The following is a 23,360-nucleotide window of genomic DNA, read 5'->3' on the forward strand; positions in this document are numbered from 1 at the left end:
ACAAAGACAAATTGGGGGAAGCGATGGTCGATGTCACGTCACAGGTGCCGGTGCAAACGGCCGCCGCGGCAACGCCGTCGGCGCGGCGCTACTATGTGCTGGGGCTGCTTACCGTCATCTACGCGCTGAACTTTCTCGACCGCACGATCTTCAACGTCCTGATCGAGCCGATCAAGAAAGAGTTTCAGCTCAGCGACACCATGATGGGCCTGCTCGCAGGCTTCGGCTTCGCGCTGTTCTATTCCCTGCTCGGAATCCCCATCGCGCGCGTCGCCGACCGGCTCAACCGCCGCAACATCGTGGCGCTGGCGCTCGCGTTCTGGAGCGCGATGACGGCGCTGTGCGGCATGGCCTCGAGCGTGACCGCGCTGGCCTTTGCCAGGATCGGCGTCGGCATCGGCGAATCCGCCGGCTCCCCCGCCTCGCAATCGATAGTCGCCGATCTCTTTGCCAAGAACGAGCGCCCGCGCGCGCTCGGCATCTACGCCATCGGCACCTATCTCGGCGTCTTCCTCGGTTATTTCGTCGGCGGCACCATCAACCAGCACTATGGCTGGCGAATGGCCTTCTATGTCGCGGGCGTGCCGGGCATCCTGCTCGCATTGATCCTGTGGCTGACGATCTCGGAGCCGAAGCGTGGCGCGATGCAGGAAAGCTTCGTGCCCGAGCCGCTCGGGCCGACGCTGCGCTTCCTCGCCTCCCAGCAAAGCTTCATCATCGTGCTGATCGGCTTCTGTCTCACCACCTACACGAACTATGCGACGGCGGCCTGGATCCCGCCGTTCCTGGCGCGCGTGCATCATCTGTCGAGCGCCGAGATCGGCACCTATGCCGGCACGTTCAAGGGGCTCGCCGGCATGGCCGGCACCCTGCTCGGCGGCTTCGTCGTGGCGCAAGTGAGCCGCCGCGACGACCGCTGGAAGCTGTGGGCGCCGGCGATCACCTCAGGCCTCGCCGGCCCCGTCTTTGCGCTGTGCATGCTGACGCAGGATTTTGCGATGATGGTGGCGATGCTGGCGCTGACCTCGTTCCTGGTCGGCTTCCATCTCGGGCCGATCTTCGCGATCGCGCAGACGGTGGCGAAGCCAAGCATGCGCGCGCTCGCCTCTGCCCTGATCGCGCTCACCGCGACCTGCTTCGGCCAGGGCGTCGGTCCGCTCGCGGTCGGCGTGGTCAACGACGCGCTGAAAGGCAGCTACGGCGCCGACGCGGTGCGCTATTCTCTGCTCTCGGCGGCGGTCACGACCACTCTCGGCGCCCTGCTGTTCGTCTGGGCGGCGCGGACCATCCGCGCCGACATCGAGCGGGCGAGCTGAGCGCGCTTACGCGCTCATGAAGGCGAGCATGTCCGCCATCAGCCGCTCGCTGTGCGTCAGCGGCAGCGGATGCGGTGCGCCCTCATAGACAATCAGCTTGCTGCCCTTGATCAGCTTTGCGGTCTTGGCGCCCGTCAATGGCAGCGGCGCGCTGGCGTCCTTGTCGCCATGGAGGATCAGCGTCGGCCGATCGATCCTGGCGGCAGCCGCGCGCAGATCGGCGAACGCGGTGGTCTTGCGGCACGCCAGCGCCACCGGGAGCGGCACGCTCAGCATCATCTCGCGGATCCAGGTCCGCGTGATCTCGGGCGTGTCAGGGGTGAAGAACGGCGCTTCGTTCGCCGCGATCCATTTCGCGAAGTCGCGCGCGACCGCCGCGTTGTCCGCCTCGATCATCGCCTTCGGGACCGCATCCGGATTGTCCTCGGTCTTGACCAGGAACGGCGTCGTCGGCGCGACCAGCACCAGCCTTGCGATCCGGTCCGATCCGTACCGGCCGAGATAGTTCACCGCCTCGGCCGTCCCCATCGAGAAGCCCACCAGCGTCACATCGCGCAGGTCGCGCGCCTTGATCACCGCAGCGACGTCATCGGTCAGCGTCTCCAAATCATAACCCGAAGACGGCATCTCGGACCGGCCATGCCCGCGCCGGTCGGGCGCAACGCAGCGGAAGCCCTTCTCGTTAAGGGCCGCAATCTGGCTGCCCCAGCTACTGGCGTCGAAGGTCCAGGCCGAGAGCAGCAGCACCGGTGGCCCGCTGCCCCAGTCCTGCACGAACAGCTTTGTGCCGTCCCTGGCCATTACATAGGGCGGCCGCGCAGTCTCCTGGGCTGCGGCCACTGGCGCGCTGGCGCCCGACGCCGCAAAGGCGGTCCCAAGCAACGTGGCCTCAAGGACGGTTCGACGGTTCATGGTGCTTCTCCCTTGCCGGATCGCTCGCGGCCGATGGAAACGATCATGGCGAAGGGAATTGGCCCCCGCGATTACGCGGCAGGTAAAACCACTCAAGCCGTCCTGAAATGGCCGGATGAAACCATTTTGCCGAACCGGCGAAACGATGCGGAAACAGATGCTCCTTAAGACATCGGCCTACAGACGGCGCCAAAGCCCGTCGGGAGGCTCGGATGAACCACTCAATTCACTCTGCAGATCGGGGTACCCACCTGAAGATCGTGGTGGTGGCGCTGGTGGCCGGCATCGCAGTGGCCGCCTTCGGGATCGCAGCCCGCACCAACGCCGATTACAGCCAGACCGCCCAGTCCACCCACGTGATCAAGGCCGGCAAGCCGGTGGCGGTCACGAGCTCGGGCGCCTCGACGATCCGCTGATTGCGGAAAAAGGTCCGGTTTGAGACAAAACGGCCGCCCTTCAGGGCGGCCTTTTGCTTTTGGCCGATCTCTGAAGAATTGAGGCCAAAAACTCCGAGCCGACTGCCGCCGGAGTGTTGCTGAATCCTGGCGCCGACGTTGTCCCATCAGTATTTGCGCGCAGCCAGCAACATCGCGAAATCCGCGCCGGCCTGGAAGGCGCGCGAGCCGACGGTCAAGCCAATTGTCCTCGGAAATAGCCCGTGGAGCTTGCATCACCATTGATTGATTCGGCGCCCGGAGCCAGCCGTTCGAACCGTAGCGATACGGTCCCGCCCCGCTCCAGCAGGCGTTTGCTCCCCGTGAACGCAACGTCCTTGACTTCACCATGTCCCCCCTTTAAGTCCCCCCTCGTTCCGCGCGGACACATACGCGTCACGCGGGAGTAGCTCAGTTGGTTAGAGCGCCGGCCTGTCACGCCGGAGGTCGCGGGTTCGAGCCCCGTCTCTCGCGCCATCGTTTCAATGGCTTAGCGGTGGGTAACCCCCTCAGTTTCAACTTTCCCCACCACCGAGTTTCAACTTTCTGAGCTTGTTCTGTTCCGAACCGAGCAGTCTCCGGCCGATTCTGCGCGCCTCATCCGCGGCCCGAACCGCCGCAATGTTAACTGGCATGTAGGTCTTCTGCAGCTTCCGGTTTTGGTCGATGCTGTTCGCCATCTTGGCGGCAATGGCCTCGACGGACGCCCCTCCGGCGTTCGCTTCGACCGCCCCTGTCCGGCGCATGTCCATGAGTCGGCGCGTCTCGCCCTTGCCGAAAACAGCCCGGCGCAGATCCGCGAAATCGTCGATCAGCGAATCTTTTGTGTATGGAACCGGAAGCCGAGGCCGGCCGCCCTTTCCAGTAGGCTTGAAGCCCTTGGTCCGAAAGATCGGCGCCTCGTCGTGTAGATCATAATCCAGCCCAGCGACGTATGCCTCCACAAGCCGCTGCGAGCGGGCTGTGAGCGTGCCTATGGCCGGTTCGCCGGTCTTTGCCCGGTCGCTGGTAAACGCCATGTCGGTGCCGCTGGTAACGGCTTGAGCGGGTGTCAGCGTGCGGGCGTCCACTGGAGCAAAGCCCGTATCCCACGCAATGGCGATGATACAGGCCAGCCCTCGATAGCCGGTGCGCCACCCTTCCTTGACGAGGCGAACAACCTCGCCCTCGCTCCAGGTCTCGGTGCGGCCAGGCACGCCAGTCTTGCGGATGATCTGAGACGGATCGGCCTCGGGCAGGCAGAGCTTCATGCCGGCCAGCACGTTGTACAGCGCCCTCCAGATCTTCAGGGCGCGTCCGGCCTCGCCATCGCCCTTCGTGACCTTTAGTCGGCCATACCAGCGGTCCAGCATTTCGAAGGTGACGGTCTTTGGATCGACGTCGCCGAAAACAGGATCAATATATTTCCAGCCACGGTCCCAATCTTCGCGGGTCCGCGGTGGCTTCGACTTCCATTCGTTGCTGCGGCGGAAGCGCTCAAAGCCGTCGCCGACGCTTCCTGTCGGATAGACGCGAGCCGGCGGCTTCTCCAGCCCCTTACGAGCGCGCTGGTAGCGCTCCTCCCATTCTCTGGCGATAGCCCAAGCATCAGGGCCGTCGTGCCCGCAGGACACGATCCCAAAACCCATGGCGCGCATCTTCGCGGTGGGAAGCCAGTAGCCATGCTTCCCTTTGTGCACCACGTAATGCTTGAGTTTAATGTTTCCCAAGGCTCGCCAGCCGCTCCTCGAATACGTCGCGCGCATCAACAGCCACACCAACCGCCGCACCAAGACCGGCGCGTCGATCCAGCCAAGCATCAATGGCCCGTAGATCGTAGTGGCCAGTCACAGGGCATGCCACGGGAAAGCCGATACGCCGCAGGGCGGATAACTTGATGAGGAAATCCGACTCCGTGAGGTGCAGCCGGCGCGCGGCCTTTTGCGGCGGCACGAGGCGCGGGTCGACAGGGAAGCGGATGGCGCTTCCCCTAAGGTTGTCGTTGGCTGGATTGGGCAAGGCGCGCCCCTGAGAACAATTGCTCTGCTTACCTCGTCGGCAACCGCCGACGCACAAGCCGCCAGAATGGCGCGCCACGCGGTCAGTGTAAGCCGTTTCCGCCGGGATCATAGTCAAAACCCGTACTTTTCTTGCGGCAATGGCGAAAAAGGCCAGCCCCATTGCTGAGGCGGGCTGTCCCAGCAGCTTACTGACGAACGCCCAGCAGGATGACCTCGTCATCCGACGTCCGATTTGCCCAAGCCGCCCGAGCGTGTTTGAGCCGAAGAGAACCATCCAAATCGTGATGCGCGGCCCACGTGTTGAGGTTGCCCGTCGAATCCTCGCCGACAAGCCAGTGGAGACCGCCCTTACGAACAATCGGGTCGCAGCCAGCTTCCCGCAGGCCGGTATAGTACGTGTATGCGCAGAAAGCCGTTGATAGATCGATGCCCGCGCTAGCATTCACACTTAGGTCAGTCATTTATAACCCCACTTCGTCCGGCTCATTTGACCGGCCCCGAAACTGTGTTAACACGGATTCCATGAAGCGTCAAACCGTGATAACACGGAAGAAGCGAGGTCCGCCCGCAACCGGGAAAGGCACGCTGGTTGGCGTTCGCCTACAACCCGACGACCTCGCTGCGGTCGATGACTGGATAGCGCGGCAAGAAAAGGCGCTAACCCGGCCGGCTGCAATACGCTCGCTGCTGCAGCAGGCGCTGAAGGGCGAGCCTAAAGCCTAGTTGCCGCCGCTACCCAGCTCGACTTATGGTCGCGCAAGGGCTTGGGGGGATTCAATGGGGATATTCAAACGCAAAGAGAGCTGGGAGCGCACCTTCCGGCTCAGAAGCCACCATGGCGCCTCAAGGGGATTTCTCATCGTTCTTTTCTGGCTGTGGGGCGTCGTTGGACTGTTGTTCAACGCCGGCACGCTGTTCGGTCTCACCGGCTCGATCGGTGTTGGCACCTCGGCGCTTCTTGCTGCCTCCGCACTGATCTGGATTGGCGGCATGCTGCTGTTTGGCGTCGGCGCCCTGCTCGCTCACATGGACTTCGATGGAGAGCGGCCGACCGAGGGGGAGTACGGTCATTACTGAGTGGCAGATTGACCAACCGCGTGCAGGTACGCAACCTTTCGGTACCGTTCCCAACTCCCAACAACCCGCTTGGTCATCTCCACCATTATGCCAATCCAGACCAACGTCATTGCGATCATAAACAAGTTGAGGACCATGTTCACTTTCTCAACGCCCGAAAGCGCGGCGTTTTGGTTTGATGCCTTTAACTGGCTCCTTTTTGCGGGGGCCTTCGCCGTAGCGATTGCAACATACGGCGTCATCCAGACAGGAGCCGCAAAAGACAGGTTCGCCGATGAGCGCACCTCAGCCAACGAAGCCGAAACCAGACGTGCAATTGCGGACGCCGAGATCGCGAAGGAAGGAACGGCCCGCGCGAACGAACGCGCCGCTAAGCTAGAGAAGGAAGCGGAAACTGCTCGACTCGAGACTGAGCGGCTCAAAGGCACCGTGGCATGGCGCACCCTGACGCCGAAGGAAGCGGAAAGCCTGGAGCGCGCGCTCGCCAAATCGCCAGGCTCAGTAAACTTGCGATACACCGACGGTGATCCCGAAGCGTTATACTTGGCAATCCAGATCGCAAACGTTCTCACCAAGGCAAAATGGCAAGTTGCTCCGGGAGCCATGAAGCCGGCAGGAACGTTGCTCTTTGGAGTAGCAATTCCCAATACACTAGCGGCCGCCACGCTCAGGCAAGCATTTGCGGCAGCGAACTTCCATTTCGGCGGTGACGATATCCCGCAAAACGGCGTCGCCTTCAATGTCTCAACAATCGACGGCGCCCCGATGCTCTTCATAGGGTCAAGGCAACCGCCCGCATTTCAATAGGACGCGCCTCACGCTGGCGCTCCACCGATGCTGATCTCGGGCTCAGAGAACGCGCAGAACGGATGGGCACTGATGCCGCATCGTCTCGGGTATGGGGCTAATTGACCCTTGCGACTATGGTATAAAGGAAGCCAAGAAAGAGCTCAAGCAGGTTTGGGGTGATACAGCATAAAGGCTAGTTGCCCTCCCCGGCTCTCTCGACCTATGGTCGTGTGAGATTTGGGGATTTATGGGCACTCACTATGAGCAAGGAAATGCTTGGTCGTCCGCCGAATATCGGAGCGGGCGAGTCACTAACCGATTTAGCTTGCAGGCTTGCCTTGTTCGGCGAACGAAAGATCAAGGTAGTCTGGGATATCTCAAACAAATGCAACTTACGTTGTCGGATGTGCCATTTTGGATTCGACGACGTTTTCTACAGGCCGGCGGAATATACGAGCCCCGACGATTTCAGGCGAATGGCCACCTCGGTTCTGCCTCACGCTCACACATTGATACTATCCGCAGGCAATGAGCCTCTCACCTCACCATTCTTTATCGACCTTCTCCGAATTGCTTCCGAGTACCATGTGCCCGAATTGTCGTTCATTACGAACGGACAACGATTAGACGAGCGGGTGATCGAGGCCATTCTCAAGTACAACGTCACCCAGGTGCAAGTATCCATCGACGGACCGAGCGCAAGCACATACGAATATGTGCGCCGAGGAGGAAGCTTCAACACTCTTGTGCGAAATCTGGCGCGCCTTAGGGATCGAAAGGCGGAACTCGGAAAAAAAATTCCGCGCGTTCAGTTCAACATCGTCTTAATGCGAAGCAACATCGAGGAATTGCCGAATTTTGTTGATCTTGCCGAGGAGTTAGGAGTCGAATGGATCGCAGCTCGGCATCTGATCATGGTGCGTGGACTCCAAATGGAGAATGAAACTCTTTCGCACATTCCTGAAAAGGCGAATCAGTATTTCAGAGCCTTTCTGGATCGAGCGGATAGATCCTCCACAGTTTCTGTCGTCGCATTTCCGGACTTCTTCGGCTCCGCTACGGCATGCAGCCAATCGGATGAAGTCACGAGCCGTGGCGTGGGGCCCAACGAACAAAAGCTCCTCCGGCGCTTCGCTCGGCGCGTCGCTGCTAAATTCACGAACCACAAAACCCCGTTCGGTTATGTCGATTCACCAGCAGCCTCGGATGTACATGCACAGAATGCGGTCCATTTCGAAGGATGGGCTCTGGATCGAAAGGGCCTGAGTAGAATCAGCCTCGAACGCGAAGCACTACCTGGAGAGCCTCGTACCTTGCTGAACGAGCGAGGCCTTATCAGAGTCTGCGATGTCGCTGTCATAAATGGTTCGCGGCCTGATGTAGGAGCAGCATTTCCGGGATATCCCAATCGCTCGCGAGCGGGATGGTCGGTTCAACTAAGACGCGAGATGATCTCGCAAGAGGATGAATTTGAAGCCTCTCTCCACGTGATCGCGTTTAATATCGACGGGGAGACCGCGGAAATTGCCAAGAGACGTATCTCGTTCTCAACGAACAGTTCTGCCGCTCCATATTTGTATTGCGCGCGGCCATTTGACAGCGTGTACATCACGTCATCTGGTGCCGTTTATCCGTATCCTGATTGTCGGGTCAAAGAACCTTTTGGCTCTCTAAAAGACGAGGGTTCGTTCCAAGACATCTGGTTCGGCGAGCCGTTCACCGAACTTAGATCCCGCATCATCAAACGGGATCCTCCGCCAATGTGTTTAAGTTGTGCGCACTTCATTAATAGAAATGTCGACGACGCTAGCTACTTTACCGTGCAGGGGAAGTAGATAGCCGGTCCCGATGCACCAGGTTTTGCAGTGGTTGGGAAAATTATGCACCGGGACCTCGCGAAGCGTTGTGAGTTTCGCGATCACGAGTGTGGCGCGGAGCGCGGCGGCATCCCACTGCCCCCGGCCCAGCATCGCGGCTGAAATCTGCGCCTTCGCATTCGATCCGCGTCGCTGTTAGCCTAGTGGTTCCAATATCGTTGCTGATCGGACTCCTATTCGTGCTGCCGGGAATCCGCGGATAAAATCGAAATTCTAGAGAGCCGCCGCCTCCGCAAACAGCGCATCAATCTGTGCTGTCGTCAGACCTAGCGCGACACCGATGGATGCGATCATCGGGTCGTTTCGATCAAACACGCCGGCATATTCCCATGTGATCTTCGTCGCGCCGGCTGCTGCATCGACAGCCGCCTGCACCTGATCCAGCAGACCAGATGCTAACAGCGCGAGACGGGCTTGGCGCGGGGTGACTGATGTCACGGGAGGGGCAGCAGGCGCCGTATACGGATCCGGAGTGTTGCCGGCGGCGAGCCACGCAAGATACTCGGCGTAGTCGCGGTTCGCAGTATCGGCCGGGATGCAGGCACCGTCTTCAGTGCGGATCACAGCATCGGTCGCGGTGAGTTGATAGGTGGTCATTTAGAGCCTCGCATCGACGTTGAGATTGCCAGCTTCGATCACAGCAACGGCTTGACCCGCCACAGCGCCAGACACTGACGGGACCGTTGCGTCGAACACCAGCTTGTCAATCGTGGTGATACCGGCTGGGTTGATTGACGAAACGGTCGTCACTAATGCGGCCGCCAAAACTTGAATGGCCGACGTCATTGTTACCGTTGGGGGGGCGCGCATTTGGACATGGTGGGGACACCCAAGACGCTGAAAGTTAGTGGTAGTTGATACTATGCCTCGCAGCGGAGGCACACCGTTGTAGAAATAACGTCGGCACAGCAACAACTCTTGATCGAACGGCCGCATGATGAACGGCGCGCGTGACGCTGACGGAAGTTCGATGCCGGGCAATATGATAAGACCCGTGATCTGGAACACATCGGTCGTCGCGGCGACGCCGTTGGTGGTGCCCGTGGCGCCAAAATAATTTGCAGCGGCCCAAGAGCCTGCCGCTCCAACAGTGCTGCTTCCGACCATGACCGCAAAGATAACCGTCAGACCTGCGGTGTTGTCGGCTGCCCACGTACCAACAACATCACCGGGAACTGTAACCGTCTTGAACTCCCAAGTATCGGCTGCGTTTTGTGTGAACGTAAATGGGTAGGAGCGATTGACGGCGCCGTTACGCACCGATCCCGAATAGGTTCCTGTGCTGTGAATTTTCGTCCAGAAGCCAATTGAGACTGGCTGTGCGCCGGCCGTGCCGAAGGCCAACCGTGCCACACGGTAACCTTCTATAGTCTGAAGGAAGAGCACCGCATGAGCAGAGGCCGGGGCGGCATTTGCCGTCGATACCGTCAGCTTAATCGAGTTAGTTAGTCCTGTAGGCGCGTCCGTGACCTGCGCTGCCGAAACGACCTGCGGCCCGCTTGTAAATAACTGCCAGCCGTCCACAACATAAGTGGAGCCTGAGACGGCTGATGCTCCGTTCGCCTGGCTGACCGCGCACGCCCCGTTGATCTGCATGCCATTGTAGGCGAGTGCGTCGAACGGTGAGGCGTAGATGTTGGCTCGCGCCGTCGCTGCCGTCCCAATCAATTCCGAAAGATTGTTCGCGCTCGACAGATCGCCAGCGCCGGGCTGGCCGGCAACGTTGAAATTCCAATCGGCCAGCGTGCCGCTGCCGTTGGTCTTGTCGACCGCAATAGTCAGCGTCGTGCCGCTATAGGTCGCAACGCCCTCCATCCAATTCGATGTATTCGCGGCGGAACTGGCGCGCACCCTGGCGCCGTTGGTGTAGGCCAAACCGGCCTGCGTGGTGAATACCTTGGAGCCGGTGCCGATCGTCAGTGACGTCGTTGACGTGCCGCCGTAACCTGCGCCGGTTGCGCCGGTATCGCCCTTGTCACCCTTATCGCCCTTCGATGCAAACACATCGTAATACGTTGCATTCGGCGGCGCATGGCCTGTCGTGGGCGCAATGACCAGATACGCAGTGCCGTCCGATGTGAGAACATCATTGATGACGTAGCTCGTGGCGGGGTCATAGGCACCTTTGTATTGGTAGCCTTTGTAAGTGCCGGCCGTAACCCACGCGCCGCCCTGCATCACCCAGAGAGCGCCAGTATCAATCTTCAGGACGCCCTGCCCGTCGTCTGCCGTGAGCGACGGGAGTCCGGCACCGCCTGACGGCGTCGTGTAACCGGGCGGCAGGTACCAAAGCAGGCCATCGGTCCCGAGCTTTGCAATGAGGTCGTTAACGGACTGAGCAACTTGCGCCCCAGCAACCCGCTGCGGAAACCACTGCCAGATGGTGTACGCAGCACCTGCCTGCGCGCCACCGCCCCACGGCGGGATGACGAGATGAGCTTCGTCCGTGACGTCGGTAATGATCGTCTGGAAATCACCGATCTGGAGAATGTCACCGGGGCGCGCATTGACGCCTGACCAGATCGTGCCGGAGCCCGTTACGGTGGTGCCGTTGGCGGCAACGGTAACCATGCCGGTGGAGTATGAAGTGAGTGCCATTAATTCTTGAGTCCCAATTCAAAAAACTCAGCGTAGCTTGCCCAATAGATTGCGACGGCGCGCTCGGGCTCTGAGTCACTATCTTGAAATTTTGCTGCCTCAGCACGAGCCGCCTTCACCGCATCGGGAAGAGCACGCCGGATGTCTTCATGCGTGCCATCCCGCTCTCGCGCTTTGTACATCTCCGCAGCTTTCATTCCGGCCTGCGCGCCGGTTTCCTCAATCGTCAAATGCATGTAAAACTCACTGTCGTTGAAAGTAGTACGGGGGTTTGCACACCCACGTTTGTTATGCTACGTCGCGCGCCTAATGATCGAAGGAGCGCCGAGTTGGTAAAGAAGACAAAGAAGACTGTTCGCCGCGAGTGGACGAAAGAAAATATCAAGGAGTTGAAAGCGCACTCTAAGGCGCGCACGCCGGTCGCGAAGATATCGAAGCAAACGAAGCGCTCCGTCGGCGCTCTACGTCAAAAGGCGCTGTACTTGGGAATCGGGCTCGGACATCAGCGGTAGTTCCCCTGCGGGGCGCTGACACTTCGATACAACGTATGGTCGCTCAATTAGGAGTTCAGCAACCGCATTTTGAAGGTCTCCGGTAAGTTCTTCTTGGTAAAATACCGGCTTCGGAGGCCTGACCAGTGATCGATTTTGAAAAACTGACGCCACGCGATTCCGGAATCCTTCTAGCGGCTCTTGTTATGGCGGCCGGGGCATTCTGTCCGATTGTCACCCTCCCCGTGGTCGGCTCGATCAACTACGTCATGAGTGGGAACGGCGACGGCATTTTCATTGTGCTAGGTGCGATAGGAGTCGTCGCGCTGGTCTTGACCGGATATCAGCGAGCCGCCGGGCTCGTTGCTGGGGCGGGCCTGATCTGGATGCTAATAACTTTAGTGAGGATCGCTTCCCTGCTAACAGACGCCAGAACGAAGTTGGATCAGTCGATGAAAGGCAATCCATTCGGCGGCCTCGCCAAAGTAATGGCGAACTCTGTCGGATTGGGTTGGGGGTGGGTGTTGCTCTTCGGCGGAGCCATCGCGATCGTTATTCTGTCTTTCGCGACCCAACGATCCGCAAATGGTTCAGCCAGGGCGTCCGAAACCGATTCAACGGCGCCATCGTTTTCCAACGCCGACAACTTGATCGCCGAGCTTTTAGCCAATCAGAATAAGCAAGAGACACCGGCCGCCCCGTCATCCGCGCCCGCTTCGTTTGGGAAGCGCGGGCGCTAGTCGGCGCGGGCGCTCTTTTCCAGCAGCTGCGCGCGCAGCTCTAACACGACCTCGACCGGCTCAGTGTCGCATCCGATCAGTGATCGCGGGTTTTCATCCAACGGACACGCGGCGAACTTGCTCCGGCCGAGCGCGGCGGCTAATGCGATCCTGTCGGCGGTCGTGGGCGGCTTCTGCGCGCGCCTGAATATCTCGACCGCCTCGTAGGTGATTTGCACGCGATGACGGCGCCTGTTCTGCCGCGATCTTATCGGCATGGTGGTTCACCGAATTCTCGCCAAGCCCAAGGCGGTCCTAGTGTAGGGTGGCGCGGAGGCATGAGCTGCAGGAACTCCGCCCCCAACCGGTGCCATGCGGCGCGTGCTACCTCTCGGTCCGGGCGGCCATAGGCGTCTGTCTCAACGCCAGCGTCCGCCAGGTCCCCGTTGAAATCGAACTCGGTTTCAAAAACGTCAAACCAAGCCTCCACATCAGCAACAGCGCGCTTCCTGTTCTTGCGCGTTCGTACGGGCATTAGCGACGCGCCCCATAGTCCGCGGTGCGCGGTGGCCGGCTGTCGGGCGCAGCTGCGTCCAACGCAAGCTCTCTCAGCAAGCGCGCGAAGGCCAATCGAGAATCCCGTTCGATGGCAACGGCCGGATGCGCCTTCAGGACGCCGTACCTATCAGGCACGGTGATGCCATCAGTAGCGATCTGCTCGCGCGCCTGCTCACTGCGATCCCATGCCTCTGCGGCCTTGACCAGCAGGCGGAAATGAAACGATTCAAGGTCGAAATCGGCCACAATCTGTTTGATCCAACGCCTGGTTGGCGCGGATAGGTGCGTCGGTGTGACGTGCTTCAAATTGATATATCCGTTGAATTGTGGGTGCGGTGGGCGGGCCGCAACTGGTTGAACCGGGGCAGCCCCCGCGAACGCTGAGGTGTGGCGCCGGTCTTTGAAAAAGCGATTTTCCTGAAATCGCTCATACCCCCCGCCCTGCCTACAGCATGCCGCGGGCACGCATCTTCGCTTCAATGCGACGTTTGGCTGCCTCGTTGTTGCTGGATGCCCGGCTAATCTGGGCCGAGGTGCCGCTGCCATATGCGCCCCACAACACCAAACTGATCTCGTAAAGCTTTGCCTCTGTGATCAGCCGCTTCGGAATGTCCCCATCGTCAGTCCATTCCTCGACCACCGGAGTAAAAGAAACGCTGACCTCGGTGACCGTGCCATTACCCACAGTGGCCAAGGCCTCCTGCCCTAACGGCGCATCAGGATTGGGCTCTAACGCGTAATAGAGTCCAACTGCGTCCGAACGCAGCTTGAGGGTGCCGTTACTGACACGCCCCAGCGGCCTGCTTGGATCATGGCTCCACAGGGCGGCCACGTCCGGATTCTGCGCGAGGTGTTTATCGAATGCACCACGCGCGAACCTTTCCTCGAACAGCCCCGCGATGACAGCTGGCCTGTTCCACGAAATGGCAAATCCTGAGATAGTTTCAGCCATTGCGTTGCGTCACCCGCAATCTCTTCTCGCGTTTCGCTTGCATCAACTTACGCGCAATCACGGCTGGTGAGTCCGAGCATTCGGAGTGGCGGCTCTCGCCCGGCATCTTCACACGGCGACGAACAGGCTTTCTGTCCGCGGTGTCAGAAGTACGTTCAGCGCCCTTAGACATTGTGGCCGGCCTCCGCACATTCCTTCAGAAAATAACCGATCTTCCCATCCCGTCTGTCGCCTAAGAAATGCGCGCGCACAGGGCGCAAGTAGGCCAAGTTCACATCTTCCCGCTCGATATCGTCAAGCAACGCATCGTGCCCCTCGCGAGCGGCCTCCAAGGCTTTAGCAACCTCACACACTGCAGCAAGGCGACGCCTATATTCGTGACGAACTGTGTCGCAAACGACTTTGCTTGCACCATTGCGAGCCTCATCCATGCGTCTGCGGATTACCTCTTGGGCTGCCTCGATATTGTCCATCGAGGTCGCGACTTCACGCATGCGCTGCGACATCAGCGTCAGCTTATCTGGAGCATCACCTAGCAACGCAGCCACGCCCGGCGAAAGACGTTGACCGCCGGCAGCCTTCTCGGCTTCGATGTCACCACTAAGTTTAGACCGCTCCCCGCTCAGATCACGGTACCGGTCGCTCAATTCCTGTCGTTTTTCGAGTAGGCCGGCGTATTCCGGGCTTGCTTCCGCCAGCGATGGAATGCGGAAATCGTCGGCTGGTTTTGCTTTCAAGGGTGCCATTCAGAAAAGATCCTTCATCAAACTTACAAAAGCCTCGCCCTTCACCACACCCGCAACTCGGTGCGGCGCCTGCTGGTGCGATGCCAACTGTCCCGGCAGTACAAACCGCGTGACAGCGCCTTCCGGCGTATGTGCTGAGAGCTCGCGCCAGCCGTGGACGAATTCAAAACGATGGCCGCGAACGTCATCGATAGCATCAGGATCGCCGCCAATAGAGATTTCGGATTTCAGCTCCAGATACTCCAGCGCCGATCTCGGAATGCAGTCGGGCGCGTCGGCTGACAAGACCGCCCCGCCTGGTGTCATGGCGGAATAGGCCCGCGCGTGCTCCGGCGATTCATGCAGGACCGGCGCCCCCATGAACGTCGCTAGCAAAAGGCAAACGTCCCGCTGGTCCAGTTCAGGCGCGTAGCCCGGTCCTCCGAGCGGTAACAACTTGGCTTCTTGCAAGCGCCTGCCGACGCTAGAGCCGCGCGACCGCGGGAAGCCAATATGGCGCTCGATCGCGTCGAGCACGGCGTTCATTGAGGCCAATTGGCCATCCTCCATAACTGGTGTGTTGCGATTGGTGGGTTAAATAAAAAGCCGCTTGGCGGCTTCACGGCTCCAGGTCCGGTCCTTGATATCCGACCGAACACTGCGACTCACTTGAATGGGCGGCGAAGAATCGCCTAGCTTTAACTTTTGCGTGTCAGGGGACTTGGAGAAACAATGGGATTTCATCGAAGCATAGTTGCCGCTACCGCCCTCCTTCTTGCACCGACCCCTTCACTTGCTGAAAGTTGCAGCACGATGAAGGGTACATGTATTTCCAGTTACAGCGGGACGGACCAAGTTGGCGGCATGAAGAAGTGTTCCGACGCTGCTAACGCATGTATTGTGTCCTGCAAGAAGGGACAGAAATACTTCGTTGGTCCCTTTAACGGCGCACTGCATCCTGTCGATAAGTGCGAATAAATAACGTGAGATAAAGCGGGAATCATAAGCCGCATCGCGGCTGATGGGCACTACGCCGAAAAAGGGTGGCGACGCCGGGTGGTGGCCGGCGCGCCAAGGTGCACGTCACGTCGAGAGCGTGTAGCCCTCGACGGGATACGTTCCGAATTGTGCTTAAAATGCGAATTCAGGCCGCGAGGGCAAGAGTTCGCGAATATTTCCGTCGCGACCTTCGGCGCCTACCGATGGGTTCATTGTCGTTGGCCGCGACAGGTGGCGCGCGCTTGGCGTCGAGCAATGCTATCATGGCGTCCTCGGCCGCATCGAACCTGATCTGACGTCCGCCGACCGCAGGGACCGTGCGACCCGCCAGAAATTCCGCGCCTTCGGCAACCACGATCGACCATCGCGACCAAGGCGCACCGACGTCCTGGTCGTGCTCCAACATCACCGGCCGGGACGGCTTGCTGTCCGCGCCGGCCTGGTTCACGGCCCTGCGCTTACCTCGCGGTTGACGATATTGCTCCGCCGTAGAATGCCAGCGGCCGTCTAGGCCGAACCACTTCGAAAAGTCGGCGCTGAACGTCTTGCGCGCCGCCGCGTCCAGTTGCCAGCCATGGGCGGGCCCCATACCGGGGAAGCGGCGATGCAATATTCGATTCAGCTCCTGTGGCGATGGGCGGATCTCCATCACGCGGTCGGCGCCGAGCGGTTGGTTGTCGTTGGCGTGGTGCATGTAGTTCCTCAACGTGGCATGATGGCCGTCTACGCGGCCTCTGGTGCTTTCGGCGGTGGGCCGATAAATCAAAGCGTCCTATTTTCAAGGGTCGCTTTGATAAATAATCAAAACTCTGGAATAAAATTTACCGGTGAGGGGACGACTGGTCGGCGGGAGATGGTCGGTTTGGACTTTTATGCCCCCCGTGGCCCAGAACCTTTTTTTGAGGGCGATTATGGTTGCTGATTTAAGCGGCCGGTAGGTAGCGCCAGAGGTCTAGAGTTCGGGATGGCCCCGTACCCCGCCTCGATTCCTTTTTTTGTTATGGTTTTGTATCGTTGTTGGATGCGGCCGGTAGTTAGCGCGAAGGCCGCAGAGTTCGGGATGGGCCCTATGCCTGCAACCACGGCACCAGGTCGCCGCGGCCGGCCTCTATAAGCGACTCCACCGGCACCCACGCCCATCGCCACTGACCAGTGGTGGGGTCGCGACCATAGGCATGCAGAGCTTCGCCATCGCATTCGTCGGCGTCTTCGATCGTGTCGGGATCGATCACATTCATTCCTCCCGAAGTGGCCGCGAGAGTCCCTTGCGCGCGCGGGGCAATAAGATTGAGACCGTCCCTTGATAGTAAAAAGGCGGAATCTGCTCTAGTTGACGCGCGCGCAAGGGCCAGTTGCGGCCACTTGCCAGCGTTAACCCGGTAGCGAACCGGAGATTATCTTCCGCACCTCTTCTCGGCGCGACTTCTCGGCCTCGGCGCGGTCTGCAAATAGCCGGTGTACTGAAGGAAGCACCTGCCATGTCGTTGAATCATGACGGACGGAGGGAACTGGCTCTAGCCAGCCGAAGGCATCCAGTTGCTCCAAGACGGCGCGCGCCTCATCGATCGACATGTTTCTCATGATACGGTCGCCGCGACGCACCTCGCGCACTGAAATCACGTTCAGTTTGTGTGCGAGGATGAAGCCGGCCGTTGCCAACACATAATCGTTGCGGTCAGCCATGCCGAGAACGTCAACATAAAAGGCCACCGCATGAGGAAATAGGAACTCCTCAAGGAAGGTTGCAGCACGCTTTGCTGTGTCCTCGGTGATGACAGATGCTGGCCGATCGCCTTCGCTTTCGATGCAGTGGAACACAATGCACAGGCGGGCGAAAAGCCCATCATATTTACCGAGATGCGATGCCAGCTTTTTGTTTACGGACTCCCATCCGCACTGCATTTCAAAGTACTTCTGCGCCAGGGCGCTTCGCAGACCCTGCGCCGCATCGTCAAACCGCAGAGGCGTCTCAATGTAGCTGCTTAAACTCCCGTCCCCAGTTGGCTTGCGTAGGCGTGTGAGCCGAGCCACCAGCGCGTCATATGCGGCTGCCGCATCAGGCACCGGCTTGTCCACACCCGCGCCAGCTGCCCCGAGAACGATTGGAAATAGCCGTTGAAGCAAGCCGTCGTCATGTGCTTCGGCGGCTAGGGCGCGGATTGGTTCTGGCTGGATTCCGCCCAAGAGCGAAACAGACAGGTTTTCAATCAGGACGGCACCGCGGCCGATGCGGTTGATCGTGTACGGCCCACCATTAAACGCTTGCAGCCAAAATCCACGGTCCTTGGCGGCACCGCGTCCAGAACTGTACTTGTCCATTGATCCGAACCAGCCGGAAAGCTCGTCCTGCAGGCACAGCACGCCATCGGGGCTATCCTTTAGGACTTCCTGCGCGGCTTCGATCGTTGTGTCTTCCAGGCGCAGACGAACATGCTTGGGCGCAGGCGTGTCCTTTTTGTCTGCCGGTGACTGTGAATCATGTTTGCGGCGCGCCTCTTCGTAAGTACGGAACATATCGCGATCGAGCCGCTTTAGCGGGGCAGCAGCGGCCGAGATCAAAGGCGATTTCTTCGTTGATGGATCGCCGATCGGAGCGACCCAAAGACGAGCCGATTCCAGCCAATGCGGATCGTGGCGTTTTACCCTGAGTTTGATGGAATCTGGAATTGCGGCGGCACATACGGCCAGTGCCGCAGCCGCAAGACCGCCAGCGTCGACACCCATCAACTCGCCTTGGGCACGAGCAAATTCCTCGATTACAGGCGGAAGCAGGTTGGCGGGTAACGGCGGGTGCGCGCGGTGCTGCCAAAGGTCCACCGGACCGGCATTGTCATTCGCTGGTGCTGGATTGTCAGGCGGTAGGAAAACTGCATCCAATTGTTGATACAGTTTATGCAGGTCCGCCCCTGCCGGCACATCCAGGACATCTTTGACGCGCCGCTTGGCGGTATCGGCAGCCTGCCAAGCAAGTTCATCTCGGATGGCATCGGGGTTCCCGTTGATCTGGATTCGCTTCAGCGCTTTCTGGTCGCCCCCAAATGTCCATTCCCAGATATCGTTGGCGCGATCAATGGTACTGCATTCGATCGTGCAGGCATTAGCCAGGTCTTTGAAGTGCTGCATGTAGCCAAACCCGGCCAGCGAAACGACACCGCCACAGCCGGCCCTCAGCCATTCCACCGGGTTTTCGTGAATGACGATTTTTGCGCGGCTGGCATTGTCCGCACCAAGCCAATGCGCCCTGCCGCAAACGGTATGGAAGGCGCTAGGATTGTTGCGGTGGATTAAGCACAGGTCCGCGAATGCACCGGCCTGATACACCGGCAGGGCTATCCAGTCCGGTTCGGCGTCGATGAAAACGCAGGTATCGCTCGGTGCCTCGTCATCAATCGCAATCATTTTCGCGTCGGTGTAGTTGACGCCACGTTCGGCAAGCCACGCCTGCGCAGCGTCGGCTCCGGTGGCTGCTTGGAATGCGGCCTCCACGTCGACGGGGTTAGGCAGGCCGGTGAATTCGCCGTCCAGTTTAGCTTGCGTGTCGGTCATGTGTGCGATGGCTCGTCAATGAGAGTTCAAAAAGAGTTGCTTCAGCGATCTGCGCGACAATCTCGTGAGAGAAAGCGCAGGTTCGACCGCGCTCTGAATTTTGAGCGAACGCGCGATACGTGCCATCCGCGGCCCTCGAGATTCGAAGCCCATAAAGTTTGACACCGTCGATTATCTCGATATCGACATGCCCAATTATGCTGCCGCCAGGCGGTGCCGGGCGGACTGTTAGGATTTTCAAAGTTGGAGATCCCCCTGTTGGGGTCGCGCCATTGGCGCGGTGCTCTCGGCTAAAGGGCCGATCGAGCGTTAGGCGGCCAGAGGTGCCGCGTTGTCGCTAGTAAAGCTTAGTACGCTCACTTGGTCCAAATACTAAATGTCGCCCACAAAAACAGGGTTGGCGGTGTCGCGCGCGCCGTTCAGGGGCCGTCCACCAAGGGGCACCCTCGTTTTGTTCCATCCCACAACCTTGAGGAGAATTATCCGGTTGTGCGGTTGTGTTGCGGTTGGACTAGAGCCCATTGGGTGGGTTTCAACTATGCCGGTTTTGGTGCTCGTTTCGGCCCGCGGAAAGTTGAAACTATGATTGGAGTCTGGGGCCTTCTGGCCGGCCTGTCACGCCGGAGGTCGCGGGTTCGAGCCCCGTCTCTCGCGCCATTTATGGCGGAATATCAATCATTTAGAGAGACGCCTTAACGGAGCCTGGTACGGCGTATCCTGGGTATGCCGAGGACCTCTGACTTGCCGGCCCTGTTCGTTCGCGAGCGCCGCGGCTTCAGGGTGGCCAGTTTGGCCTGCAGACTAAATTCGAGCCCACCGAGCCCGGGCCGGTGGGGCTCTTGCGTTTCAGCGTCCGAGCGCGCCGCGCGCCCATGCATGGCTTAGCGATGTGTTCACGGTGGCCGATGTCGCAAGACTGTTCGTGCACGTCTGGATACCTCGATCGGAAAGGAGCCGATGCAGCCCATCAGGCGACATTTGCTTCGTCGCCAACATCTCGTCGATTTTGAAGTCGTCGACGACGAACGGCTTGCCGGCCTCCCGGCAGACCACCTTCACCGTACATGCGACGTCGCCGCTGGTCTGAGAGACAATTTCAGCTTCGCGTTTGACCGCGAGCTCGCTGAGCAAGAACTGATGCTCGAAGTCCCGGTCAAACATCACAAGAAGCGGTTCCTGGCGATCGCTGGCAACGAAGCGAAGGAGCAGAACCAAGACCAGCACGGCGCGTGTGCCGGTCTCGCCGATCAGGCGAACAAGCGGCGAGGTCTTGATCTCTTCGAAGGCGACGCCCACGCCAATCGCAAGCGCGATGATGAGATCGAATTCGGCATTGCCATAGATCTTGTCGCCGAGCCATTGCAGCAAGCATGCCCCGAGACCGATGGGTACGTGCAGCGCCGTAAATCTTGCAGCCTGGCTTCTCGAGAACAGAACCCATGTCAGCCAAGAGAGGAACGCAGGAGCTGACCATTGGAGATGACCTACGTTCGAAAGCAAGTGCGAGAGGCCATAATGCCTGCTGACGAAGAGGTTTCTGAAGAAGTCGAGACCGAACAGAATTCCGCAGAGCGCCAGGCCTGCGGCCGCGACGGCTGCGCTGACCGCGATGTCGGGGAAAGCAGAGCGGCCGCGCCTGATAAGAAGCCACGCGATCGCCGCCAGCGGGATGGCGATCATGTTGTGCTTCCAGAAACCGGCCAGCACCATCAAGAGCAAAGGACCGAGCACCGAGCGGCCGGACTGCTGGCGCGACAGGAACAAGACCAATCCGAGGCCCATGATCGCCTCGCCGGCGAGTTGGGGATCGTTCGCACCCGCATATGCGGTGAAGTTGTGCGACGTGATCGCGACGTACCAGAAGGCCGCCAACAGGCCTCCAGCCAGTCCTCCCGATAGAAGCCTGACACAGGCGAATATCTCGACGGCGATCGCGATCACCGCGGTCAGCGAGAGTGCACGGCCGATGAACAGATTGTCGGCGCCAAGCATCCTGCCGAGTGCGCCGACCGCATAGAAGGACAATGGCGGGTAGTTGTTGACGATCAGCGCATCAGACGGGGGATAGAGCGCTCGACCGGCGCCGGCCGCGTCCTGAAAATAGGCGTTCCATCCCTCGGTGAACCAGATCTCCACCAGGAATTGCGATCGCCAGACAGGGTAGACGAGGAAATAGACCGCAGCAAAAGCCATCGCGCCAAGTAACACCGCGCAAACGCGGCCTTGGGCGAAATCAATTGCGATCCGAACGGCCCCCGCCGCCCCTGCTGCCGTGCTATCGGCCGCATTTGGGTTCACGCGGGCACTTGAACATTAACCGCGACGTGCATGCAATCCGATTGGCTACGGGGACACGGCACTGATCGTCTCGATGTGGATGCGCCCAAGCCGGAGCCTGCGGGGGTCGAGCGCTGTCTTCCTCTCGACATTGTGACAACATCTTCAAAGGCTTAGTATCGGCTCTTCATTCCGATTAGCAGTATCGTGCCGCATCTCGACCTATCAGCCGGCAGGAACGCGCGGATTCGATTGAGAAATCACGCGAAAATCCCACGCCCGCTGACCGGCATAGTCAGTCTCATCCCGAATCGTCTAGGCCTGTGGAACTTGGCAGTTTGGGAGCCCCGGCAAGCTTCCGCGCGACACCCGAGGAGGCCAGATATGGCGAAGAAGGCAGCTGCTCCGGCCACGATCACGCTCAAGCACCTCGCGGCCGAGATCGCGGAAAGCCAGGACCTCTCGAAGAAGCACGCCGAGGCCGTCCTCACCGACCTCGTCGAGCTGATCACCAGGCATCTGAAGAAGGGCGACCGCGTCCGCATCGTCGGGCTTGGCATCCTCCAGGTCCGCAAGCGGGCCGCCCGCACCGGCCGCAATCCCGCCACCGGCGAGGCGATCCACATCAAGGCCAGCAAGAAGGTCGCGTTCCGCCCGGTCAAGGAACTGAAAGAGGCGATCTGATGCTCCCTTTCGTTTAGTCGGATTCGCCTTCGTCCGGCCGCAACGCGGCCCGCTTTTCTGGTATACCGGTTGCTTCCCAAGACCTGCTTCCCAAGACCTGCTCCCAAAAGACCCGGCGGTTTGAACAGACATGTCCCTGACCTTCGTCCATACCGTGACCGAGCGCTTCCTGCGTTACGTCACCATCGACACCCAGTCCGATCCGAATTCCCCGGCCTCGCCATCGACCGAGAAGCAGAAGGATCTCGGCCGCGTCCTCGTCACCGAGCTAAAGGCCATGGGCGTCGCTGACGCCCATCTCGACGATTACGGCTATGTCTACGCAACGATCCCCGCCAACACCGACAAGAAGGTGCCGGTGATCTGCTTCTGCTCACACATGGACACCTCGCCCGACGTCACGGGCAAGGATGTGAAGCCGCAAGTCGTGAAGAACTATCGCGGCGGCGACATCACCTTGCCGGGCGATACGACCCAGGTGATCCGCTTTGCCGAGCACCCCGCGCTGAAGAACCAGATCGGCAACGACATCATCACCACCGACGGCACCACGCTGCTCGGGGCCGACAACAAGGCCGGCGTCGCCGAGATCATGGATGCCGCGCATTTCTTCATCAACAACCCTGATGTGAAGCACGGCACCATCAAGATCCTGTTCACGCCGGATGAAGAGATCGGCCGCGGCGTCGACAATGTCGACATCAAGAAGTTGGGGGCCGATTTCGGCTACACCATGGACGGCGAGAGCGCGGGCAGTGTCGAGGACGAGACGTTCTCCGCCGACGGCGCCACCATTACCATCACCGGCGTGAGCGCCCATCCCGGCTATGCCAAGGGCAAGATGGAGCACGCGATTAAGATTGCGGCGGCCATCGTCGAGCGGCTGCCCAAGGAAGGCTGCTCGCCGGAGACGACGTCGGGCAAGCAGGGTTTCCTGCATCCGGTCGGCATCGAAGGCGCGCTGGAACAGGCGACCCTCTCGTTCATCGTGCGCGACTTCACCGAGGAAGGGCTGAAGGAGAAGGAGACCCTGCTCGAGACCATCGTCAAGGACGTGATGAAGGACTTTCCGCGCTCGACCTACAAGTTCGAGATCCGCGAGCAGTACCGCAACATGAAGCAGGTGATCGACCGGCATCCGCACATCCTCGAATACGCGATCGAGGCGATCCGACGCGCCGGCCTTCGTCCGATGCGGACCGCGATCCGCGGCGGCACCGACGGCTCACGCCTCTCCTTCATGGGCCTGCCCTGCCCCAACATCTTTGCCGGCGAGCACGCCTTTCATTCGCGTCTGGAATGGGTCAGCCGGCAGGACATGGAGAAGGCGGTCCAGACCATCGTGCATCTGGCGATGATCTGGGAGGAAAAGGCGTAGGGGCGACATCGCGTTTCGCACACGTAAC

Annotated in this window: 25 protein-coding genes and 1 tRNA gene; 11 read left to right on the forward strand and 15 right to left on the reverse strand. The window is 59.9% G+C overall.

Going from position 1 to position 23,360, the window contains the following annotated elements:
* Positions 1–23: 23 nt before the first annotated feature.
* The gene (locus ABIC09_RS16755) at positions 24–1,316 is read left to right on the forward strand and encodes a spinster family MFS transporter (RefSeq protein ID WP_354109936.1); all 1,293 of its coding nucleotides are present in this window, start codon (positions 24–26) and stop codon (positions 1,314–1,316) included.
* A 6-nt stretch (positions 1,317–1,322) separates the two neighbouring features.
* On the opposite strand, the gene ABIC09_RS16760 is transcribed toward ABIC09_RS16755, so the two are convergent.
* The gene (locus tag ABIC09_RS16760; protein ID WP_354109937.1) at positions 1,323–2,228 is read right to left on the reverse strand and encodes an alpha/beta fold hydrolase; all 906 of its coding nucleotides are present in this window, start codon (positions 2,226–2,228) and stop codon (positions 1,323–1,325) included.
* Between the two features lie 45 nt (positions 2,229–2,273).
* On the opposite strand from ABIC09_RS16760, the gene ABIC09_RS16765 reads away from it, so the two are divergent.
* From ABIC09_RS16765 to ABIC09_RS16775, 3 genes are all read left to right on the forward strand, one after another.
* A complete protein-coding gene (locus ABIC09_RS16765) occupies positions 2,274–2,396 on the forward strand; it encodes a hypothetical protein (RefSeq protein ID WP_354083090.1) in 123 nt (40 codons plus the stop codon).
* A 44-nt stretch (positions 2,397–2,440) separates the two neighbouring features.
* Positions 2,441–2,644: a hypothetical protein gene (locus ABIC09_RS16770; protein ID WP_148753617.1), complete on the forward strand. Its 204-nt coding sequence runs from the start codon at positions 2,441–2,443 to the stop codon at positions 2,642–2,644.
* Between the two features lie 418 nt (positions 2,645–3,062).
* Positions 3,063–3,139, forward strand: a tRNA-Asp gene (locus ABIC09_RS16775).
* A 38-nt stretch (positions 3,140–3,177) separates the two neighbouring features.
* Here the strand turns inward: ABIC09_RS16775 and ABIC09_RS16780 are convergent.
* Positions 3,178–4,461, reverse strand: a complete 1,284-nt coding sequence (locus ABIC09_RS16780; RefSeq protein ID WP_354109938.1) for a hypothetical protein — start codon at positions 4,459–4,461, stop codon at positions 3,178–3,180.
* Positions 4,358–4,882: a hypothetical protein gene (locus ABIC09_RS16785; protein ID WP_354109939.1), complete on the reverse strand. Its 525-nt coding sequence runs from the start codon at positions 4,880–4,882 to the stop codon at positions 4,358–4,360. The genes ABIC09_RS16780 and ABIC09_RS16785 overlap by 104 nt, the downstream gene beginning before the upstream one ends.
* A gap of 557 nt (positions 4,883–5,439) precedes the next feature.
* Here ABIC09_RS16785 and ABIC09_RS16790 point away from each other — a divergent pair.
* The 3 genes from ABIC09_RS16790 to ABIC09_RS16800 all read left to right on the forward strand — a co-directional run bounded on the left by ABIC09_RS16790 (position 5,440) and on the right by ABIC09_RS16800 (position 8,363).
* Positions 5,440–5,739 (forward strand): hypothetical protein, encoded by a 300-nt coding sequence (locus ABIC09_RS16790; protein WP_354109940.1) that lies wholly within the window; start codon positions 5,440–5,442, stop codon positions 5,737–5,739.
* A gap of 69 nt (positions 5,740–5,808) precedes the next feature.
* Complete coding sequence (locus ABIC09_RS16795; RefSeq protein WP_354109941.1) at positions 5,809–6,546, forward strand: hypothetical protein; 738 nt, start codon at positions 5,809–5,811, stop codon at positions 6,544–6,546.
* Between the two features lie 242 nt (positions 6,547–6,788).
* Positions 6,789–8,363 carry a radical SAM/SPASM domain-containing protein gene (locus tag ABIC09_RS16800; protein ID WP_354109942.1) on the forward strand — a complete coding sequence of 525 codons (1,575 nt, stop codon included), beginning with the start codon at positions 6,789–6,791 and terminating at the stop codon, positions 8,361–8,363.
* 255 nt (positions 8,364–8,618) lie between these two features.
* Here ABIC09_RS16800 and ABIC09_RS16805 read toward each other — a convergent pair whose 3' ends face one another.
* From ABIC09_RS16805 to ABIC09_RS16815, 3 genes are read right to left on the reverse strand one after another with little or no spacing between them, the layout of a single operon-like run.
* The gene (locus ABIC09_RS16805; protein ID WP_354109943.1) at positions 8,619–9,002 is read right to left on the reverse strand and encodes a hypothetical protein; all 384 of its coding nucleotides are present in this window, start codon (positions 9,000–9,002) and stop codon (positions 8,619–8,621) included.
* A complete protein-coding gene (locus ABIC09_RS16810) occupies positions 9,003–11,003 on the reverse strand; it encodes a hypothetical protein (protein WP_354109944.1) in 2,001 nt (666 codons plus the stop codon).
* Positions 11,003–11,239 (reverse strand): hypothetical protein, encoded by a 237-nt coding sequence (locus ABIC09_RS16815; RefSeq protein WP_354109945.1) that lies wholly within the window; start codon positions 11,237–11,239, stop codon positions 11,003–11,005. The genes ABIC09_RS16810 and ABIC09_RS16815 overlap by 1 nt, the downstream gene beginning before the upstream one ends.
* A gap of 54 nt (positions 11,240–11,293) precedes the next feature.
* Between ABIC09_RS16815 and ABIC09_RS16820 the strand changes: the two genes are divergently transcribed.
* Together ABIC09_RS16820 and ABIC09_RS16825 are read left to right on the forward strand one after the other, a co-directional pair.
* Positions 11,294–11,515, forward strand: a complete 222-nt coding sequence (locus ABIC09_RS16820) for a hypothetical protein (RefSeq protein WP_502917677.1) — start codon at positions 11,294–11,296, stop codon at positions 11,513–11,515.
* A gap of 125 nt (positions 11,516–11,640) precedes the next feature.
* Complete coding sequence (locus tag ABIC09_RS16825; RefSeq protein WP_354109947.1) at positions 11,641–12,234, forward strand: hypothetical protein; 594 nt, start codon at positions 11,641–11,643, stop codon at positions 12,232–12,234.
* On the opposite strand, the gene ABIC09_RS16830 is transcribed toward ABIC09_RS16825, so the two are convergent.
* The 9 genes from ABIC09_RS16830 to ABIC09_RS16870 form a co-directional block, all read right to left on the reverse strand.
* Positions 12,231–12,452 (reverse strand): hypothetical protein, encoded by a 222-nt coding sequence (locus tag ABIC09_RS16830; RefSeq protein WP_354109948.1) that lies wholly within the window; start codon positions 12,450–12,452, stop codon positions 12,231–12,233. The two genes, ABIC09_RS16825 and ABIC09_RS16830, sit on opposite strands and share 4 nt — an antisense overlap.
* A 295-nt stretch (positions 12,453–12,747) precedes the next feature.
* Positions 12,748–13,077: a P27 family phage terminase small subunit gene (locus ABIC09_RS16835; protein WP_354109949.1), complete on the reverse strand. Its 330-nt coding sequence runs from the start codon at positions 13,075–13,077 to the stop codon at positions 12,748–12,750.
* A 139-nt stretch (positions 13,078–13,216) separates the two neighbouring features.
* Positions 13,217–13,723, reverse strand: coding sequence for an HK97 family phage prohead protease (locus ABIC09_RS16840; protein WP_354109950.1), 507 nt, complete (start codon positions 13,721–13,723; stop codon positions 13,217–13,219).
* Positions 13,724–13,887: 164 nt separating this feature from the next.
* Positions 13,888–14,469 carry a hypothetical protein gene (locus tag ABIC09_RS16845; protein WP_354109951.1) on the reverse strand — a complete coding sequence of 194 codons (582 nt, stop codon included), beginning with the start codon at positions 14,467–14,469 and terminating at the stop codon, positions 13,888–13,890.
* The gene (locus ABIC09_RS16850; protein WP_354109952.1) at positions 14,470–14,994 is read right to left on the reverse strand and encodes a hypothetical protein; all 525 of its coding nucleotides are present in this window, start codon (positions 14,992–14,994) and stop codon (positions 14,470–14,472) included.
* A 598-nt stretch (positions 14,995–15,592) separates the two neighbouring features.
* Positions 15,593–16,141 (reverse strand): hypothetical protein, encoded by a 549-nt coding sequence (locus tag ABIC09_RS16855; RefSeq protein ID WP_354109953.1) that lies wholly within the window; start codon positions 16,139–16,141, stop codon positions 15,593–15,595.
* Positions 16,142–16,514: 373 nt separating this feature from the next.
* The gene (locus tag ABIC09_RS16860) at positions 16,515–16,679 is read right to left on the reverse strand and encodes a hypothetical protein (RefSeq protein ID WP_354109954.1); all 165 of its coding nucleotides are present in this window, start codon (positions 16,677–16,679) and stop codon (positions 16,515–16,517) included.
* A gap of 139 nt (positions 16,680–16,818) precedes the next feature.
* Positions 16,819–18,993, reverse strand: a complete 2,175-nt coding sequence (locus ABIC09_RS16865) for a DUF3987 domain-containing protein (RefSeq protein WP_354109955.1) — start codon at positions 18,991–18,993, stop codon at positions 16,819–16,821.
* Positions 18,994–19,839: 846 nt separating this feature from the next.
* Complete coding sequence (locus tag ABIC09_RS16870) at positions 19,840–20,985, reverse strand: hypothetical protein (protein WP_354109956.1); 1,146 nt, start codon at positions 20,983–20,985, stop codon at positions 19,840–19,842.
* Positions 20,986–21,654: 669 nt separating this feature from the next.
* Here ABIC09_RS16870 and ABIC09_RS16875 point away from each other — a divergent pair.
* Together ABIC09_RS16875 and pepT are read left to right on the forward strand one after the other, a co-directional pair.
* On the forward strand, positions 21,655–21,954 hold the full coding sequence (locus ABIC09_RS16875) for an HU family DNA-binding protein (protein ID WP_148753615.1): 300 nt from the start codon (positions 21,655–21,657) through the stop codon (positions 21,952–21,954).
* A gap of 130 nt (positions 21,955–22,084) precedes the next feature.
* Positions 22,085–23,332 (forward strand): peptidase T, encoded by a 1,248-nt coding sequence (gene pepT, locus ABIC09_RS16880; RefSeq protein ID WP_354109957.1) that lies wholly within the window; start codon positions 22,085–22,087, stop codon positions 23,330–23,332.
* The last annotated feature ends 28 nt before the right edge of the window (positions 23,333–23,360 follow it).

Origin of the sequence: Bradyrhizobium sp. S3.12.5, from assembly GCF_040548225.1 — a bacterium.
GTDB classification, from domain to species: domain Bacteria; phylum Pseudomonadota; class Alphaproteobacteria; order Rhizobiales; family Xanthobacteraceae; genus Bradyrhizobium; species Bradyrhizobium cytisi.